This window comes from Pseudomonas mosselii, from assembly GCF_003205295.1.
Classification (GTDB): Bacteria; Pseudomonadota; Gammaproteobacteria; order Pseudomonadales; family Pseudomonadaceae; genus Aquipseudomonas; species Aquipseudomonas mosselii_B.
This window is the reverse complement of the sequence record NZ_QJRP01000018.1, coordinates 45,646-63,946: the sequence shown is the minus strand read 5'-3', so window position 1 is coordinate 63,946 and position 18,301 is coordinate 45,646. Positions and strand designations below refer to the sequence as shown.

Here is an 18,301-nt window from a genome sequence, read left to right as displayed (position 1 = left end):
TCCCTGTAGGAGCGGCCTTGTGTCGCGAAAGGGTCGCAAAGCGACCCCGGCGATCTTTGCTCAACATTGAAATCCCGGGGCTGCTACGCAGCCCTTTCGCGACACAAGGCCGCTCCTACAGTCGAGCTTTGCTTCGTCCTGTTTTGGATCCCTTCGGTGATGAAATTCTTTTAATTCACCAACCTGTTAATTTTCCCCGCCCCGAGACCGTAATTGGCTTGCCAGTAGCGAAACGCTGGCTTTAGCATCGCGGTCATGCCGTTTTCAATTGCCGTAGTCCGACAAACCGTCCAATCGACGGTTTCTATCGCATAAACACACTGCACCGAGACTGCAGGACCGATATAATGCGGCCCTTTGCCGTCGTTTCGTCGATTCGACGTGTGGCCGCCGTTTCCGTGGAAGAACCTATGAAAAGCGCAGAAATCCGTGAAGCCTTCCTCCGCTTCTTCGAAGAGCAGGGACATACTCGCGTTGCCTCCAGCTCCCTGATCCCGGGCAATGACCCGACCCTGCTGTTCACCAACGCCGGCATGAACCAGTTCAAGGACTGCTTCCTCGGCCAGGAAAAGCGCGCCTATACCCGCGCCGTGAGCAGCCAGAAGTGCGTACGCGCCGGTGGCAAGCACAACGACCTGGAAAACGTCGGCTACACCGCCCGTCACCACACCTTCTTCGAGATGCTGGGCAACTTCAGCTTCGGCGACTATTTCAAGCGCGATGCCATCACCTTCGCCTGGACCTTCCTGACTTCGGACAAGTGGCTGAACCTGTCGAAGGAAAAACTGTGGGTCACCGTCTACGCCAGCGACGACGAAGCCTACGACATCTGGACCAAGGAAGTCGGTGTGCCGGCCGAGCGCATGGTGCGCATCGGTGACAACAAGGGCGCCCCGTACGCCTCCGACAACTTCTGGACCATGGGCGACACCGGCCCGTGTGGCCCGTGCACCGAGATCTTCTACGACCACGGCGCCGACATCTGGGGCGGCCCACCCGGCTCGCCGGAAGAAGACGGCGACCGCTACATCGAGATCTGGAACAACGTCTTCATGCAGTTCAACCGCACCGCCGATGGCGTCCTGCACCCGCTGCCGGCGCCGTCGGTGGACACCGGCATGGGCCTGGAGCGCATCAGTGCGGTGATGCAGCACGTGCACTCGAACTACGAGATCGACCTGTTCCAGAGCCTGCTGGCCGCTGCCGCCAAAGCCATCGGTTGCGCCAATGACGACCAGCCGTCGCTGAAAGTGGTCGCCGACCACATCCGCTCCTGCGGCTTCCTGATCGCCGATGGCGTGCTGCCGTCCAACGAAGGCCGCGGCTACGTGCTGCGCCGCATCATTCGTCGCGCCTGCCGCCACGGCAACAAACTGGGCGCCAAGGGCAGCTTCTTCCACAAGATCGTCGCCGCGCTGGTGGCCGAGATGGGCGAAGCCTTCCCCGAGCTCAAGAGCCAGCAGGCGCACATCGAGCGCGTGCTCAAGACCGAGGAAGAGCAGTTCGCCAAGACCCTCGAGCAGGGCCTGCGCATCCTCGAGCAGGACCTGGCCCAACTGCAGGGCCAGGTCGTGCCGGGCGACGTGGTGTTCAAGCTGTACGACACCTACGGCTTCCCCATGGACCTGACCGCCGACATCGCCCGCGAGCGCGAGCTGACCATCGATGAAGCCGGCTTCGAGCGCGAGATGGAGGCCCAGCGCGAGCGTGCCCGTTCCGCCAGCGCCTTCGGCATGGACTACAACAGCCTGGTCAAGGTCGACACCGCCACCGACTTCCTCGGCTATGACGCCACCGAAGGTCAGGGCAAGGTCATCGCCCTGTACAAGGACGGCCAGGCCGTCGAACAACTGGCTGAAGGCGAGGAGGGCGTCGTGGTCCTCGACCGCACCCCGTTCTACGCCGAGTCCGGTGGCCAGGTCGGTGACAGCGGCTACCTGCAGGCCGGCGCCGTGCGCTTCGACGTGCGCGACACCACCAAGACCGGCGGTGCCTTCCTGCACCACGGCGTGGTCGCCAGCGGCGCGCTGACCGTCGGCGCCACGGTTGATGCCCGCGTCGATGCCGAGGTGCAGCACGCCACCTCGCTGAACCACTCCGCCACCCACCTGCTGCACGAAGCCCTGCGCCAGGTGCTGGGCGAGCATGTGCAGCAGAAGGGCTCGCTGGTCGACAGCCAGCGCCTGCGTTTCGACTTCAGCCACTTCGAGGCGGTCAAGCCAGAACAGATCAAGGCCCTGGAAGACATCGTCAACCGCGAAGTGCGTCGCAACACCGAGGTACAGACCGAGCTGACCGACATCGAGACCGCCAAGGCCAAGGGTGCCATGGCGCTGTTCGGTGAGAAGTACGGCGACACCGTGCGCGTGCTGAGCATGGGCGGTGACTTCTCCGTCGAGCTGTGCGGTGGCATCCACGCCAAGCGCACCGGCGACATCAGCCTGTTCAAGATCATCAGCGAAGGCGGCGTGGCCTCTGGCGTGCGCCGTATCGAAGCGATCACCGGCGCCGCCGCGCTGGCCTACCTGAACACTGCCGAAGAGCAGGTCAAGGAAGCCGCGCAACTGGTCAAGGGCAATCGCGACAACCTGATCGACAAGCTGTCGGCTGTGCTCGAGCGCAACCGCCAGCTGGAAAAGCAGCTCGAGCAGCTGCAGGCCAAGGCCGCCAGCGCCGCCGGGGATGATCTCTCCAACGCGGCCGTTGAGGTCAAGGGCGCCAAGGTCCTCGCCGCCCGCCTGGATGGGCAGGACGGCAAGGCGCTGCTGGCGCTCGTCGATCAACTGAAGAACAAGCTCGGCCACGCAGTGATCCTGCTGGGCAGCGAGCATGAGGGCAAGGTCGTGCTGGTGGCTGGCGTGACCAAGGACCTCTCCAGCCAACTCAAGGCTGGCGACCTGATGAAACAAGCTGCTGCGGCGGTCGGAGGCAAGGGCGGTGGTCGTCCTGACATGGCCCAGGGCGGTGGCGTCGACGTCGCCGCGCTGGACCAGGCGCTGGCCCTGGCCGTGCCGTTCGCCGAGCAGGGACTTTGAGATGGAGGGGGCGCCGGTCTAGTCGGCGTCCCCGCCATGTTGGATTGTTTTTTGGGGCCCTTGAGGGCTGAGGCACCTTTGAAATGGCGTTGATCGTACAGAAATTTGGCGGCACCTCTGTCGGTTCCATCGAGCGGATCGAGCAGGTTGCCGACAAGGTCAAGAAATTCCGCGAGCAAGGCACCGACCTGGTGGTTGTGCTGTCGGCGATGAGCGGGGAAACCAATCGCTTGATCGACCTGGCGAAGCAGATCACCGACAAGCCCGAACCCCGCGAGCTGGACGTGATCGTCTCGACCGGCGAGCAGGTCACCATCGCCCTGTTGTCCATGGCCCTGATGAAGCGCGGCGTGCCGGCGGTGTCCTACACCGGCAATCAGGTGCGCATCCTCACCGACAGCGCGCACAACAAGGCGCGCATCCTGCAGATCGACGACCAGAAGATCCGCGCCGACCTCAAGGCCGGCCGTGTCGTGGTGGTCGCCGGTTTCCAGGGCGTCGACGAGCACGGCAACATCACCACCCTTGGCCGTGGCGGCTCCGACACCACCGGCGTGGCCCTGGCGGCGGCGCTGAAGGCCGACGAGTGCCAGATCTACACTGATGTCGATGGCGTCTACACCACCGACCCGCGTGTGGTGCCCCAGGCCCAGCGCCTGGAGAAGATCACCTTCGAGGAGATGCTGGAAATGGCCAGCCTCGGCTCCAAGGTGCTGCAGATCCGCTCGGTGGAGTTCGCCGGCAAGTACAACGTCCCGCTGCGCGTGCTGCACAGCTTCAAGGAGGGTCCGGGTACCCTCATTACCATTGATGAAGAGGAATCCATGGAACAGCCGATCATTTCCGGTATCGCCTTCAACCGTGATGAGGCCAAGCTGACCATTCGTGGCGTCCCGGATACCCCAGGCGTCGCCTTCAAGATCCTCGGCCCGATCAGCGCCGCCAACATCGAAGTCGACATGATCGTGCAGAACGTCTCGCACGATAACACCACCGACTTCACCTTCACCGTGCACCGCAACGAGTACGAGAAGGCGCTGAGCGTGCTGGAGAACACCGCCCGCGAAATCGGCGCGCGTGAAGTGATCGGCGACACCAAGATCGCCAAGGTGTCGATCGTCGGCGTCGGCATGCGCTCCCACGCGGGCGTTGCCAGCCGCATGTTCGAGGCCCTGGCCAAGGAGAGCATCAACATCCAGATGATCTCCACCTCCGAGATCAAGGTCTCGGTAGTGATCGAAGAGAAGTACCTGGAGCTGGCCGTACGCGCGCTGCACACCGCGTTCGAACTCGACGCTCCCGCCCGACAGGGTGAGTGACACGCTGCCTGGAGGGGCGCGGCTTGCCGCGCCCTTCGCGTTTCTGGCCGCTGCGGCTGTCCCTGTCCAGGCAGCCATGGTGGTCGATCCGGGCAGTGCCGTCGTCCCCGGCAAGGCCCTGCTTTTCAAAGACTGTTGTCCCTGAAGATTCATGTGAGGAGAAAACTATGCTGATTCTGACTCGTCGGTGCGCCGAGAGCCTGATCATTGGTGACGGTGAGATCACCGTGACGGTCCTGGGTGTCAAAGGCAACCAGGTGCGTATTGGCGTTAGCGCGCCCAAGGAAGTGGCTGTTCACCGCGAGGAAATCTACTTGCGGATCAAGAAAGAGAAGGACGAGGAGCCAAGCCTTTAATTTTTTTGAAGTTTTTTTCAAAAAAAGGGTTGCAAACGAGGAAGGGTGTGTTTAATATTCGCCTCGTGTTGCGGTGAGGTGGCCGAGTGGCCGAAGGCGCTCCCCTGCTAAGGGAGTATACCTCATAAGGGTATCGGGGGTTCGAATCCCCCCTTCACCGCCATTATTTGCCTGGAGCGCTTAGTGCGATCCGAATGGCACAGCAAGACACGGACTCATAGCTCAGCTGGATAGAGTACTCGGCTACGAACCGAGCGGTCGGAGGTTCGAATCCTCCTGAGTCCGCCACTTTTGAAGTGGCTTTGCCTGCAAGGCTGCTTCAATTCACCAGTGGTAATCTGGTCTAAAACTACCCCACGGACTCATAGCTCAGCTGGATAGAGTACTCGGCTACGAACCGAGCGGTCGCAGGTTCGAATCCTGCTGAGTCCGCCACTTTTGAAGTGGTTTTGCTTGCAAAGGCACTTCAACAAGCCAGTGGTAATCTGGCCTAAAACTACCAACCACGGACTCATAGCTCAGCTGGATAGAGTACTCGGCTACGAACCGAGCGGTCGCAGGTTCGAATCCTGCTGAGTCCGCCACTTTTGAAGTGGTTTTGCTTGCAAAGGCACTTCAACAAGCCAGTGGTAATCTGGCCTAAAACTACCACCACGGACTCATAGCTCAGCTGGATAGAGTACTCGGCTACGAACCGAGCGGTCGCAGGTTCGAATCCTGCTGAGTCCGCCACACATCAAGAAGCCCGCTCATTAGAGCGGGCTTTTTGTTTTTCTGGCGCGCTGAATTGTCACGGATGTCCATCTACGCTGTTCTGTAGGTGTTCCCGAAAGGGGCCAGGCGCAGCAAATCGAACCAGCACAAGACGAATGTGCTTTTCACGCCAGAGCGACCGTCGCACTGATGGCTTCGAGCGTTGTCACAGCTTTAGCGCGCAAACGATTGTTCTGGCCAAAAATTTAAGCGATCCGACAGCTTGCACAGTGTATGATTGCGCCCGTCAGCCCCGCCGGGGCTTGTGGAATCCCACCATGGACTTACCCAGTAGTTACTCGCCAACACGCTTCATACAGCCTGATCTGACCGATTGATTCTCCCGGCGTGCTCCGCTGCTGGGAGTGGAGTTCGCCTATGACCGAAATCGAAGTAAAGAAAGCCCAAGACAGCCTGCAGGATCGCCTGGCCCAGGTGATCGAACTGCTGCAGCGCCAGCGGGTGGTCGAGGACCTGACGCACCGTCAGGAAGGTCACCACCATGACCTGGTGGAAAACCTTGTCCACCGCCAGAACCTAGTCGAACTGCAGCGCAAGCTCGACGACCTGCACCCCGCCGACATCGCCTATATCCTCGAAGCCTTGCCGCTGGACGACCGCCTGACGGTCTGGCAGCTGGTGCGCTCGGATCGCGACGGCGACATCCTGCTCGAAGTCTCCGATGCCGTGCGCCAGACCCTGATCGCCGACATGGACGATCACGAGTTGCTGGCCGCCGCGAAGGAAATGGACGCCGACGAACTTGCCGACCTGGCGCCGGAGCTGCCTCGCGACGTCGTGCACGAGCTCATGGAAACCCTCGATGCCCAGCAGCGCGAGCGTGTGCGCTCGGCCCTGAGCTATGACGAAGAGCAGGTCGGTGCGCTGATGGACTTCGAGATGGTCACCATCCGCGAAGACGTCAGCCTCGAGGTGGTATTGCGCTACCTGCGCCGGCTCAAGGAGCTGCCAGGGCATACCGACAAGCTGTTCGTCGTCGATTACGATGGCATTCTCAAGGGCGTGCTGCCGATCAAGCGGTTGCTGGTCAATGACCCGGACAAGAAAGTCGCGGAGGTCATGGCCAATGACCCGGTGACCTTCCACCCCGAGGAAGATGCCTACGACGCCGCCCAGGCCTTCGAGCGCTACGACCTGGTTTCCGCCCCGGTGGTGGACAAGAACGAGCGCCTGATCGGCCGTCTGACCATCGATGAAATGGTCGACCTGATTCGTGAAGAGAGCGAGAGCGAAGTGCTCAACATGGCCGGTCTGCGCGAGGAGGAGGACATATTCGCCTCGGTCTGGCGCTCGCTGCGCAACCGTTGGGCGTGGCTGGCCATCAACCTGATCACCGCATTTGTTGCCTCCCGGGTGATCGGCCTGTTCGAGGGTTCCATCGAGAAGCTGGTGGCGCTGGCGGCACTGATGCCGATCGTGGCGGGTATCGGCGGCAACTCGGGTAACCAGACCATCACCATGATCGTGCGTGCCATGGCCCTCGACCAGGTGTCGCCGGGCAATACCAGTCGCCTGATGCGCAAGGAGCTGGCGGTGTCGCTGCTCAATGGCCTGATCTGGGGTGGCGTGATCGGCGTCGTGGCGTTCTGGCTCTATGGCAGCTGGTCGCTGGGCCTGGTGATGACAGCGGCGATGACCCTGAACCTGTTGCTGGCCGCCTTGATGGGCGTGCTGATCCCGATGACGTTGACGCGCCTGGGGCGTGATCCGGCGATGGGGTCGAGTGTGATGATTACGGCGGTCACCGACAGTGGCGGTTTCTTTATCTTCCTTGGGCTGGCTACGCTGTTCCTGCTGTAAGCGTTGGGTTCAGGCTATGCGCAACCCCTGTAGGAGCGGCCTTGTGTCGCGATAGGGCCGCAAAGCGGCCCCGGCGATCTTTGCATCAATGCTGAAATCCTGGGGCCGCGATGCGGCCCTATCGCGACACAAGGCCGCTCCTACAGGGGGCGTGCGGTACCCCACCGTAATCACCAGATGCAAAAAAGCCAGCTTGCGCTGGCTTTTTTGTGTGCGGTTGTCGCTTGCCTGGATCAGGACGCGTCGGCGGCCATTTCCACATCGTGAGCGATGAGGGCGACCAGGGCATTCTGCTGGCGGTGGGACAGTTGGCGGAAGCGCTGCAGCAGTTCACGTTCGTGGAGGCTGAGCTCTGGGCTGTCCAGGCGCATGCTCAGTTCATCACCCAGGGCGCCTTCCTGGATAAGGCTCTGCTCCAGGCGGGCGATGATCTCGGAGTTCATGCTGCGGTGGTGGTTGCGCGCTACCTCGGCAATGCGCTCACGCATCCCGTCTGGCAGGCGGACGACAAACTTGTCAGCGGTGCGGCTCGAATAGATAGCCTGTTTCATTGGGCGCATATAAATTGACCGGTTGTTCTGGTTCAGGGGGAGCGGTTCGCAAATTGGCCGCACGGTGGAAGTACGACCGCGGCGACGACAAAATGTTCAACCGTGATGTGATTTTGGTTCTTCATCTTGCCTCATGGTCGCCGTTTCCTTGGCGTCAATTCTGTGACAAATAGTGATCTCGATAAAGGCTTTTTGCCAGTACCAATTATCAGAAATGAGCACTGGTTTGAAAAGTTTCACATTCATCGAATTGCACCGGCGTCAGACAAATGCCGTCAAAATCTGGTAAAAGACGGTAAAGGCCTGGGGAAAATCCTGGAATGCGCTGGTTTCCCATACATTGAGCATAGTGGCTATGCAATATGACGCAAGCGGTGGGGCAACCTCAAGGGGGCGCCTTGTATTCCTCATGGGACCGTCGGGTTCGGGAAAAGATTCCCTGATCGATGCGGCGCGTGAGCGATTGTTCACCCTAGGTGTCGAAGTCGCCCGGCGGGTTATCACGCGCTCAGCCGAGGCCAAGGGCGAAGCTGCCCTCGGGGTGAGCGTCGAGCGCTTCGAGGCTATGCGCGAGGCGGGGGCCTTTGCCTTGGACTGGCAGGCTAACGGCTTGAGCTATGGCATTCCTGTTCAGCTGGACGCATGGCTCGCTGCGGGTCGGTCGGTACTGGTCAATGGTTCGCGTGCCTACCTGGCCAATGCCCGGCAGCGCTATCCCGACCTGGTGGCCGTGGGGCTGACCGTTTCACAGCAGGCGCTGCGCCAGCGTCTGCTGGCCAGGGGGAGGGAGAGCACCGAGGAGATCGAGCAGCGCCTGGCCCGCAACTTCAGGTTGCAGGCCTATGATCCGGGCGTGCACGTCGTGGACAACTCCGGATCACTTGCCAGTGCGGTCGAGGCGTTGCTCGCGCACTTGCGCAGCGAAGGCGTGATCGTCGACGCGGCGGGGAAAAAGCCGACGTGCAAATTGCCCGATTGATACATGACAAATGCTCACACGCTGGTTAACATGCTCGCCGTCCCCGCCGCACAGCGTCTGTTGTCGGCTTCTGTGTCTCAGTAGCTCAATTGGATAGAGCATCCCCCTCCTAAGGGGAAGGTTGGCAGTTCGAACCTGCCCTGGGACGCCATTTCTGCTTCCCTCAGCTCCCTTGTCTTCGATCAACGTGTCTGAGCACTTGCCTGTGGCTGTCGTACTGCGCGGCTATAGCTCAGGGCGAAATGTGCCGCCAACCCGAAGATCAATCCCCAGAACGCGGCGCCAAGGCCGAGCAGGCTCATCCCCGATGCGGTGACCAGGAAGGTGATCAGCGCCGGCTCCCGCTGTTTCTCGTCACCCATGGCACCCGCCAGGCCGTTGGCGATGGCGCCGAACAGCGCCAGCCCGGCAAGGGCGGCGATCAGTTCCCTCGGCAGGGCGGCGAACACCGAGGCCAGGGTCGCGCCGAAGCTGCCCATCAGCAGGTAGAAGGCGCCGCAGGCCATGCCGGCGATATAGCGTTTGTCCGGGTTCTCGTGGGCCTCGCGGCCAGTGCAGATGGCGGCGGTGATCGCCGCCAGGTTGACGCCGTGGCAGCCGAATGGCGCCAGCAGCAGCGAACCCAGGGCGGTGACCGATACGATCGGGCGTGCCGGCACCTGGTAGCCGGAGGTGCGCAGCACGGCTATGCCGGGCACCGACTGGCCGGTAAGTGATACCAGGGCCAGGGGCAGGCCGATGTTGACGATGGCCTGCCAGCTCCACTGCGGGCTGGTCCACGTCGGGATGGTCATTTCCAGCACCAGGGCCTGGGTGTCGAGCTGGCCCAGGCCGGCGGCGAGGCCGCAACCGACGATCAGCACCGAAAGAATCGCGTAGCGCGGCGACAGGCGCTTGAACAGCAGGTAGCTCGCCAGCATCGATAGCACCAACACCGGCTGCAGGTGGATCGAGCTGAACAGCTCGGCGCCAAAGCGGAACAGGATGCCGGCCAGCATCGCTGCGGCAATGGCCTTGGGCAGGCGGTTCATAAGCTTGTCGAAGGCGCCGCTCAGGGCGATCACGGCAATCAGCAGCGAGGCGACGATGTAGGCGCCCACCGCCTGGGCCAGTGACACGCTCGGTAGCATCGATACTAGCAGTGCCGCGCCGGGCGTGGACCAGGCGGTGATCACCGGCACCCGCAGTTTCCAGCTCAGCAGCAGGCCGGTCAGGCCGCTGCCGATGGAGATGGCCCAGATCCAAGAGGCGGTCGCTGCGTTGTCCAGGCCTGCCTGATCGGCAGCCTGGAACACGATGATCAAGGGGCCTGCATAGGAGATGATCACGGCGATCAGGCCGGCGACCAAGGCGCAGAGGGAAAAATCCTTTCTGAGGTTGTCCATGGCGAGTCCAGGTGAGTTGATTGATTCGATTGAGTTGATTCAAATTGAATCTATACGGTAACGATGCCTGAATTCAAGTGGGGCCGTTCTCACGCGGGCGCCGCTTACAACTTGAATCGCTCGAAGGATCGACTCAAGTCAGCCTGTGTGTTCAAATTTCAAACATTTCCAGCCCGGTAGCCGTCTCATGTGGGTCCCACGGATCAGCGAAAGCAATCAGCCTGTCTACCTGTCCATCGCCGATGCGCTGGCGCATGACATCGCCAGCGGCGCGTTGCGGCGTGGCGAGCGCTTGCCGACGCTGCGCGAACTGGCGCAGGCGCTGGAGGTCACGCCAGGTACCATCAGCCGCGCCTACACCGAGGCGTCGCGGCGAGGCCTGACCCATGGCGAGGTGGGGCGTGGCACCTACGTCCTTGACCGGATCGCCGACACCGGCGAGGCCCCTGTCGCTACCCGCGTAGCACCCGCTGTGCGCAGCGAAGCGCTCGACCTGTCGATCATCAAACCCTACGGCGAAACCCTGCAGTACTGGTTGCGCAACGCCTTGACCGAGCTGGCCAATACCTCACGGCTGGAGCAGGTGCTGGACTACGCCCCCGACGGTGGTCATCCGGTACATCGCGAGGCGGGCGCGCAATGGTTGCGCCAGTGGCTACCGGGTGCGCAGTGGCAGCAGGTGGTCATCACCAGCGGTGCCCAGCATGGGCTGATGGTGGCGATCAGCGCCCTGACCGGGGCGGGTGACCTGATACTGTGCGAGTCGCTGTGCTATCCGGGCATCATTTCCGTGGCCCATGGCCTGGGCCGCCGTCTGCGTGGCGTGCCGATGGACGAACAGGGCATCATCCCCGAGGCCTTGCGCGAGATCTGCCAGCGCGAGCGACCCGCCATGCTGGTGTGCGTGGCGACCTGCCAGAACCCGACCACGGCAATCATGTCCAATGAGCGGCGCGCCCAGATCGCGGCGCTGGCGGAGGAGTTCGACTTCCTGCTGCTGGACGATGACATCTACGGCTTCCTTGCCACCGACCCGCAGACCCGGCCGCTGGCGACCTTCGCCCCGGAGCGTTCGATCTACCTCACCAGCCTGTCCAAGTCGGTCATGCCGGCGCTGCGCATCGGCTACCTGTACAGCCCGCCGAAGCTGCTGTCGCGCCTGACCGCCATGGTGCGCAGCACGGTGTGGATGCCTTCGCCATTGACCGCGCAATTGGCCAGCCATGTGATCGGCGAAGGGTTGGACAGCCAGTTGATCCGCATGCACCGCGCCGAGGCGGCGGCACGTCAGGCCATCGCCCGTGAAGTCTTCACCGAGGCATCGCTGCAAAGCCAACCGCACAGCTATCACCTCTGGCTCAACCTGCCCGAGCCATGGCGCAGTGACGAGTTCGCCCTGCTGGCGCGGGCCAATGGCGTGGTGGTGATGAGCGCCAGTCAGTTCCAGGTGGAACGCACGGGTGATCCGCGTGGCGTGCGGGTCGTGCTGATGTCGCCGACCAGCCGGGAGGAGCTGCGCTTCGCCCTGACCCAGCTGGCCAGCTTGCTCGAGTCAGGGGATCCGAAGCGCTTCTACTGAGCGTCAGAGCTTGGTGGTGTAACGTTTTTCGATGTCCCGGACATCCGCCGAGTTCAGGTCGCCATGTGCCTGGCTGGCGGCCTGCTCGCTCTGTGCCTGTTGCACGAGCTTGGCCTGGGTCTTCATCTCGGCCTCCTCTTGCAGGCGTTGGGCGATCTGTTGGTCGATCATCATTTTCCGTTCGGGCGGCAGTGCGTCGTACTCCTCTTCGGTCAGGCCAAGCTCGGCGAGCAGCTTTTCCCTGATCTTTTCCGCCGGTGACTTGCTCATGTAGTCGCGGAACTCCTGCAAGGCGCCGGATGCTTCCTGCTTGCCCACGCTGCTCTGACCATGCTTCGCCGTGTCGGGGTTCTGCAGCATGACCATGAGCTTGGAGAAGGCTTCCTTGCGGTTGTCTTCGGCGTGTTGTTGCGAGGTGCTGCCCTGACTGTTCTGCTGCGCCGAAGCTTTGCCGCTGGCCGAGACCAGCTGGAACGGGAACGGCTGCGCCGCAGACTGTTCGTTACCGCTGCGCTGCTGCTGTTGCAAGGCCTGCAAACCCAGGCCGTTCGCTGTGATAAGCATGTTTCCTCCGTGAATGGATCTTGAGATCGCGACAAACCGGGCAAAAGCTGTGCCAGCAATGTATAGGGCAAAACAGGCTGTCAGGACTGTTTCAACTGTCTGTCGTCCGGAATGGGCTTGCCCGGCGAGGGAAGAGAATTGCCGCTTGCGGCAAACACGCTGCAAGTGATGGCGCTGTCGCCGAATGAAAAAAAGACCCGCGGCGACAGGGGCGCAGCGGGTCAAATCGGCTATTGCCGCTTCAGTGTCAGGTCAGATGTGCAGGGCGTGGCCCAGGGCGCGCAGCGCTGCTTCCTGCACCGCCTCGCCCAGTGTCGGGTGGGCATGGATGGTGCCGGCGATATCTTCCAGGCATGCGCCCATCTCCAGCGACTGGGCGAAGGCGGTGGACAGTTCCGACACCGCCACGCCCACGGCCTGCCAGCCGAGGATCAGGTGATTGTCGCGGCGTGCCACCACGCGCACGAAGCCAGTTTTTGATTCCAGGCTCATGGCCCGGCCGTTGGCGGCGAAGGGGAACTGCGCGACGATGCAGTCCACTCCCTGCTGCCCGGCCTGTTCCGGGGTCTGGCCGACCACCACCACCTCTGGGTCGGTGAAGCACACCGCGGCGATCGCGCTGGGCTCGAAGCGTCGGTTCTTGCCGGCGATGATCTCGGCGACCATTTCGCCCTGGGCCATGGCCCGGTGCGCCAGCATCGGCTCGCCGGCCACGTCGCCAATCGCCCAGACATTGCGCATGCTGGTCTGGCAGCGCTCATCAATGGCGATGGCCGCGCCGTTCATCTTCAGGTCCAGGCTTTCCAGGCCGAAGCCTTTGATGCGTGGGCGACGGCCCACGGCCACCAGCACCTGGTCGGCCTCGAGCCGCAGTTGCCCGCCCTGGCCATCGCTGGCCAGCAGGCAGCCGTCCGTGTATCCCTCGACGCTGTGCCCCAGGTACAACGCGATGCCGAGCTTCTTGATCGAGTCCGCCACTGGCGCTGTGAGTTCCGCGTCGTAGGTCGGCAGGATGCGGTCGCGGGCTTCCACCACGCTGACCTTGGCGCCGAGCTTGCGGTAGGCGATACCCAGTTCCAGGCCGATGTAGCCGCCGCCGACCACCACCAGGTGCTGGGGCAGCGCCTTGGGCGCCAGGGCCTCGGTGGACGAGATGATCGGCCCGCCGATCGGCAGCATCGGCAGTTCGACGCTGTTCGAACCGGTGGCCAGCAGCAGGTGCTCGCACTGGATGCGCTGGCCGTCGACCTCGACGCTCTTGCCGTCGAGGATCTTCGCCCAGCCATGGATCACCTTCACACCGTGCTTTTTCAGCAGGGCGGCGACACCGCTGGTGAGGCGGTCGACGATGCCGTCCTTCCACTCGACACTGTGGGTGATGTCCAGGCGCGGCGAGGCCACGCTGATGCCCAGCGGCGAAGGCTCGGTGTAGCGGCTGGCCTGGTGGAACTGTTCGGCCACGTGGATCAGCGCCTTCGAGGGAATGCAGCCGATGTTCAGGCAGGTTCCGCCCAGCGCCTGGCCTTCGACCAGTACGGTGGGGATACCCAGTTGCCCGGCGCGGATGGCGGCCACGTAGCCGCCGGGGCCGCCGCCGATGATCAGCAGGGTGGTGTTGATGAGCTCTTGCATGATCACTCCACGAACAGGCAGGCAGGCTGTTCCAGCAGGCCGCGCACGGCCTGGATAAATAGGGCGGCATCCATGCCGTCGACCACGCGATGGTCGAACGAACTGGACAGGTTCATCATCTTGCGCACGACGATCTGGCCGTCGATCACCACCGGCCGTTCGACCATGCGGTTGACGCCGACGATCGCCACTTCCGGGGTGTTGACCACCGGGGTGCTGACGATGCCGCCCAGCGCGCCGAGGCTGGTCAGGGTGATGGTCGAGCCGGTCAGCTCTTCGCGGGTGGCCTTGTTGTTGCGCGCGGCGTGGGCCACGCGGGCGATTTCGCCGGCGTTGCTCCACAGGTTGCCGGCCTCGGCGTGGCGCAGTACCGGCACCATCAGGCCGTTGTCGCCCTGGGTGGCGATGCCGACATGCACCGCGCCGTGGCGGGTGATGACCTGGGCCTCATCGTCGTAGGTGGCGTTGATCTGCGGGAAGTCGCGCAGGGCGACGACCATGGCGCGTACCAGGAACGGCAGCAGGGTGAGCTTGCCGCGGCTGTCGCCGTACTTGGCGTTGAGCTGCTGGCGCAGGGCTTCCAGAGCAGTGACGTCGATCTCCTCGACGTAGCTGAAGTGGGCGACGCGACGCTTGGCGTCCTGCATGCGCTGGGCGATCTTGCGGCGCAGGCCGATCACCGGCACCTGCTCGCTGTCGGTGCGCTTGCCATAGCCGCCCGGTGCCTGGCCGGCACTGGTCTGCGGTTTGCTGATGAAGGCGTCGAGGTCTTCGTGCAGGATGCGCCCAGCCGGGCCGCTGCCATGCACGTAGCGCAGCTCGATCCCGGCGTCCAGGGCGCGCTTGCGCACAGCAGGGGAAGCCAGTGGCTTGTCGTGGGCTTCGCGCGGCACGATAGGCGCGGCGGCATGGGCCGCAGCAGCCTGGGGTTGTGCCTCGATGCGTGGCTCGGGTTGAGGCACGGCCTTGACCGGCGCGGGTTCCGGCTCGGCCGGCTTGGCCTGGGGCGTGTCGACATGGTTGCCGCTGCCTTCGACTTCGATGCGGATCAGCTCGCTGCCGACCGCCATCACTTCGCCGGGCTGGCCGCCCAGCGCCAGCACCTTGCCGCTGACCGGCGAGGGGATTTCCACGGTGGCCTTGTCGGTCATGACATCAGCCACCACCTGGTCCTCGGCGATCACATCGCCGACCTTGACGAACCATTCCACCAACTCGACCTGCGCGATGCCTTCGCCAATGTCCGGCATCTTGATGACGTGCGTGCCCATTCAGACCTCCATGACCCGTTTCAATGCCGCGCCTACCCGCGAAGGGCCGGGGAAGTAGGCCCATTCCTGTGCGTGGGGGTAGGGGGTGTCCCAACCGGTGACGCGCTCGATGGGCGCCTCGAGGTGATGGAAGCAGTGCTCCTGGACCAGCGACACCAGTTCGGCGCCGAAGCCGCAGGTGCGGGTGGCCTCGTGCACGATCACGCAGCGGCCGGTCTTCTTCACCGACGCGACGATGGTTTCCAGGTCCAGCGGCCAGAGGCTGCGCAGGTCGATGACCTCGGCGTCGACGCCACTTTCCTCGGCGGCCACCTGTGAGACATACACGGTGGTGCCGTAGGTCAGTACGGTGACGTCGTTGCCCGGGCGGGTGATTGCCGCCTTGTCCAGTGGCACGCTGTAGTAGCCGTCCGGCACGGCGCTGTGTGGGTGCTTGGACCACGGCGTCACGGGACGGTCGTGGTGGCCGTCGAACGGGCCGTTGTACAGGCGCTTGGGCTCGAGGAAGATCACCGGGTCGTCGCATTCGATCGAGGCGATCAGCAGCCCCTTGGCGTCGTACGGGTTCGACGGCATCACGGTGCGCAGGCCGCAGACCTGGGTAAACATCGCCTCGGGGCTCTGGCTATGGGTCTGGCCGCCGTAGATGCCGCCGCCGCAAGGCATGCGCAGGGTCAGCGGCGAGATGAACTCGCCGGCCGAGCGATAGCGCAGGCGGGCCATCTCCGAGACGATCTGGTCGGAGGCGGGGTAGAAGTAGTCGGCGAACTGGATCTCGACCACCGGACGCAGGCCGTAGGCGCCCATGCCCACGGCGGTGCCGACGATACCGCTCTCGGAGATCGGCGCGTCGAACACGCGGGACTTGCCGTACTTGGTCTGCAGGCCTTCGGTGCAGCGGAACACGCCGCCGAAGTAGCCAACGTCCTGGCCGTAGACCACCACGTTGTCATCGCGCTCGAGCATGACATCCATGGCCGAGCGCAGGGCCTGGATCATGGTCATGGTGGTGGTGGACATGGCGTTTTCCAGATGGATGCTGTTGTTGTGATCGTTCATCTCAGACCCCCAGTTCCTGGCGCTGACGGCGCAGGTGGTCGGGCATTTCCTTGTACACGTCCTCGAACATCGAGGCGGCGCTGGGGATATGGCCATTGCTCAGGGTGCCGAACTGCTCGGCGTCCTTCTGCGCCTTGATCACCTCGGCCTCGAGCTCCGCGGTGACCGCCTGGTGCTCTTCCTCGGACCAGTGGCCGAGCTTGATCAGGTGCTGCTTGAGGCGGGCGATCGGGTCGCCCAGCGGGAAGTGGCTCCAGTCGTCGGCCGGGCGGTACTTGGACGGGTCGTCCGAGGTCGAGTGCGGGCCGGCACGGTAGGTGACCCATTCGATCAGCGTCGGCCCCAGGCCGCGGCGGGCGCGTTCGGCGGCCCAACGCGAGGCGGCGTAGACAGCGATGAAGTCGTTGCCGTCGACCCGCAGCGAAGCGATGCCGCAACCCACGCCACGACCGGCGAAGGTGGTCGATTCGCCACCGGCGATGGCCTGGAAGGTCGAGATCGCCCACTGGTTGTTGACCACGTTGAGGATTACCGGGGCGCGGTAGACGTGGGCGAAGGTCAGGGCGGTGTGGAAGTCGGACTCGGCGGTGGCGCCGTCGCCGATCCACGCCGAGGCGATCTTGGTATCGCCCTTGATCGCCGAGGCCATGGCCCAGCCGACCGCCTGGACGAACTGGGTGGCCAGGTTGCCGCTGATGGTGAAGAAGCCGGCTTCGCGCACCGAGTACATGATCGGCAGCTGGCGGCCCTTGAGCGGGTCACGGGTGTTGGACAGCAACTGGCAGATCATGTCCACCAGCGACACCTCGCGGGCCATCAGGATGCTCTGCTGGCGGTAGGTGGGGAAGCACATGTCGCTGCGGTTCAGGGCCAGGGCCTGGCCGCTGCCGATGGCTTCCTCGCCCAGGCTCTGCATGTAGAAGGACATCTTCTTCTGGCGCTGGGCGACCACCATGCGGCTGTCGAAGATGCGCGTCTTGAGCATGGCGTGCATGCCCTGGCGCAGCACCTGCGGCTCGATGCCCTCGGCCCAGGGGCCGACGGCGTCGCCGTGCTCGTTGAGCACGCGCACGAGGCTGTAGGAGAGGTCCGCCGTGTCGGCAGGCTCTACATCGATAGGGGGTTTACGGACTTGACCCGCGTCGTTCAGGCGCAGGTAGGAGAAATCGGTCTGGCAGCCTGGCCGGCCTGTAGGCTCGGGCACATGCAGACGCAGGGGGGCGTACTCGTTCATGCTTTTTACGCTCGCTCGAATGTTGTTTTTGTGAGCTTTGAAGCGGCCGCCGCTGACTGCCGGCTCGTGACTGGCAGGTCAGCGTCTTTTTACATCATAGGGGGACGGCAGGAGAATTTTTCTCTCAAGTTCATTGCCTTTGTCCGGCGGCGCAGATAAACATTCCGTACAAACACAAAAACCAGGTCAATTTCTCTCATGCGTAAACTGGATCGAACGGATATCGGCATCCTCAACAGCCTGCAGGAAAACGCCCGCATCACCAACGCGGAGCTGGCGCGCTCGGTCAACCTGTCGCCCACCCCGTGCTTCAACCGGGTCAAGGCCATGGAGGAGCTGGGGGTGATCCGTCAGCAGGTCACGCTGCTGTCGCCCGAGGCGCTGGGGCTGGATGTGAATGTGTTCATCCACGTCAGCCTGGAAAAGCAGGTGGAGCAATCGCTGCACCGCTTCGAGGAGGAGATCGCCGAACGGCCGGAGGTCATGGAGTGCTACCTGATGACCGGGGATCCGGACTACCTGCTGCGGGTGCTGCTGCCGAGTATCCAGGCGCTGGAACGCTTCCTCGATTACCTCACGCGCTTGCCCGGGGTGGCGAACATTCGCTCCAGCTTTGCCTTGAAACAGGTGCGCTACAAGACCGCGCTGCCGTTGCCGGCCAATGGCATGACGCTGCGCGAGCAATGATCCGGGTGCGGCGCCTGGGGTGCTTGATATTTTAAACACCCCGGGCCTATGTTGTGTGCGTCGCCATTCCCGGCAT

15 protein-coding genes and 6 tRNA genes are annotated in these 18,301 nt (G+C 63.3%); 13 read left to right on the top strand and 8 right to left on the bottom strand.

From position 1 onward, the window contains the following. Window positions 1-410: 410 nt before the first annotated feature. From alaS to mgtE, 9 genes are all read left to right on the top strand, one after another. The gene (gene alaS, locus DMX06_RS17550) at window positions 411-3,035 is read left to right on the top strand and encodes an alanine--tRNA ligase (RefSeq protein WP_146232214.1); all 2,625 of its coding nucleotides are present in this window, start codon (window positions 411-413) and stop codon (window positions 3,033-3,035) included. Window positions 3,036-3,118: 83 nt separating this feature from the next. Further along, window positions 3,119-4,354 (top strand): aspartate kinase, encoded by a 1,236-nt coding sequence (locus tag DMX06_RS17545; RefSeq protein ID WP_028691060.1) that lies wholly within the window; start codon window positions 3,119-3,121, stop codon window positions 4,352-4,354. Between the two features lie 167 nt (window positions 4,355-4,521). After that, window positions 4,522-4,710, top strand: coding sequence for a carbon storage regulator CsrA (gene csrA / locus DMX06_RS17540; protein ID WP_003254503.1), 189 nt, complete (start codon window positions 4,522-4,524; stop codon window positions 4,708-4,710). Between the two features lie 72 nt (window positions 4,711-4,782). Beyond that, a tRNA-Ser gene (locus tag DMX06_RS17535) sits at window positions 4,783-4,873 on the top strand. A gap of 48 nt (window positions 4,874-4,921) precedes the next feature. Then, window positions 4,922-4,998, top strand: a tRNA-Arg gene (locus tag DMX06_RS17530). A 70-nt stretch (window positions 4,999-5,068) separates the two neighbouring features. After that, window positions 5,069-5,145 (top strand) — tRNA-Arg (locus tag DMX06_RS17525). Window positions 5,146-5,217: 72 nt separating this feature from the next. After that, window positions 5,218-5,294, top strand: a tRNA-Arg gene (locus DMX06_RS17520). Between the two features lie 71 nt (window positions 5,295-5,365). Further along, window positions 5,366-5,442: transfer RNA gene (locus DMX06_RS17515), tRNA-Arg, on the top strand. Window positions 5,443-5,841: 399 nt separating this feature from the next. Then, a complete protein-coding gene (gene mgtE, locus DMX06_RS17510; RefSeq protein WP_110738608.1) occupies window positions 5,842-7,284 on the top strand; it encodes a magnesium transporter in 1,443 nt (480 codons plus the stop codon). A gap of 233 nt (window positions 7,285-7,517) precedes the next feature. Here the strand turns inward: mgtE and DMX06_RS17505 are convergent, their stop codons facing one another. Together DMX06_RS17505 and DMX06_RS26355 are read right to left on the bottom strand one after the other, a co-directional pair. Continuing rightward, window positions 7,518-7,844, bottom strand: a complete 327-nt coding sequence (locus DMX06_RS17505) for an Arc family DNA-binding protein (RefSeq protein WP_003254499.1) — start codon at window positions 7,842-7,844, stop codon at window positions 7,518-7,520. An 87-nt stretch (window positions 7,845-7,931) separates the two neighbouring features. Beyond that, window positions 7,932-8,081 (bottom strand): hypothetical protein, encoded by a 150-nt coding sequence (locus DMX06_RS26355; RefSeq protein WP_155952690.1) that lies wholly within the window; start codon window positions 8,079-8,081, stop codon window positions 7,932-7,934. A 109-nt stretch (window positions 8,082-8,190) separates the two neighbouring features. On the opposite strand from DMX06_RS26355, the gene phnN reads away from it, so the two are divergent. Together phnN and DMX06_RS17490 are read left to right on the top strand one after the other, a co-directional pair. Further along, window positions 8,191-8,814 (top strand): phosphonate metabolism protein/1,5-bisphosphokinase (PRPP-forming) PhnN, encoded by a 624-nt coding sequence (gene phnN, locus DMX06_RS17495; protein ID WP_110738606.1) that lies wholly within the window; start codon window positions 8,191-8,193, stop codon window positions 8,812-8,814. 74 nt (window positions 8,815-8,888) lie between these two features. Continuing rightward, window positions 8,889-8,965, top strand: a tRNA-Arg gene (locus DMX06_RS17490). Between the two features lie 31 nt (window positions 8,966-8,996). On the opposite strand, the gene DMX06_RS17485 is transcribed toward DMX06_RS17490, so the two are convergent. Beyond that, complete coding sequence (locus DMX06_RS17485) at window positions 8,997-10,199, bottom strand: benzoate/H(+) symporter BenE family transporter (RefSeq protein WP_110738605.1); 1,203 nt, start codon at window positions 10,197-10,199, stop codon at window positions 8,997-8,999. 187 nt (window positions 10,200-10,386) lie between these two features. On the opposite strand from DMX06_RS17485, the gene DMX06_RS17480 reads away from it, so the two are divergent. Next, window positions 10,387-11,778 carry an aminotransferase-like domain-containing protein gene (locus DMX06_RS17480; RefSeq protein ID WP_110738604.1) on the top strand — a complete coding sequence of 464 codons (1,392 nt, stop codon included), beginning with the start codon at window positions 10,387-10,389 and terminating at the stop codon, window positions 11,776-11,778. 3 nt (window positions 11,779-11,781) lie between these two features. On the opposite strand, the gene DMX06_RS17475 is transcribed toward DMX06_RS17480, so the two are convergent. The 5 genes from DMX06_RS17475 to DMX06_RS17455 all read right to left on the bottom strand — a co-directional run bounded on the left by DMX06_RS17475 (window position 11,782) and on the right by DMX06_RS17455 (window position 17,538). Next, the gene (locus tag DMX06_RS17475) at window positions 11,782-12,342 is read right to left on the bottom strand and encodes a hypothetical protein (protein WP_110738603.1); all 561 of its coding nucleotides are present in this window, start codon (window positions 12,340-12,342) and stop codon (window positions 11,782-11,784) included. Window positions 12,343-12,594: 252 nt separating this feature from the next. Next, window positions 12,595-13,974, bottom strand: coding sequence for a dihydrolipoyl dehydrogenase (lpdA, locus tag DMX06_RS17470; protein ID WP_110738602.1), 1,380 nt, complete (start codon window positions 13,972-13,974; stop codon window positions 12,595-12,597). A gap of 2 nt (window positions 13,975-13,976) precedes the next feature. Further along, a complete protein-coding gene (locus tag DMX06_RS17465; RefSeq protein WP_110738601.1) occupies window positions 13,977-15,245 on the bottom strand; it encodes a dihydrolipoamide acetyltransferase family protein in 1,269 nt (422 codons plus the stop codon). Continuing rightward, complete coding sequence (locus DMX06_RS17460; RefSeq protein ID WP_110738600.1) at window positions 15,246-16,304, bottom strand: alpha-ketoacid dehydrogenase subunit beta; 1,059 nt, start codon at window positions 16,302-16,304, stop codon at window positions 15,246-15,248. It lies immediately after the preceding gene. Window position 16,305: 1 nt separating this feature from the next. Beyond that, window positions 16,306-17,538: a 3-methyl-2-oxobutanoate dehydrogenase (2-methylpropanoyl-transferring) subunit alpha gene (locus DMX06_RS17455; protein ID WP_110738599.1), complete on the bottom strand. Its 1,233-nt coding sequence runs from the start codon at window positions 17,536-17,538 to the stop codon at window positions 16,306-16,308. 198 nt (window positions 17,539-17,736) lie between these two features. Here DMX06_RS17455 and bkdR point away from each other — a divergent pair, with 198 nt between their 5' ends. Continuing rightward, complete coding sequence (gene bkdR, locus DMX06_RS17450; RefSeq protein ID WP_028691050.1) at window positions 17,737-18,225, top strand: Bkd operon transcriptional regulator BkdR; 489 nt, start codon at window positions 17,737-17,739, stop codon at window positions 18,223-18,225. The last annotated feature ends 76 nt before the right edge of the window (window positions 18,226-18,301 follow it).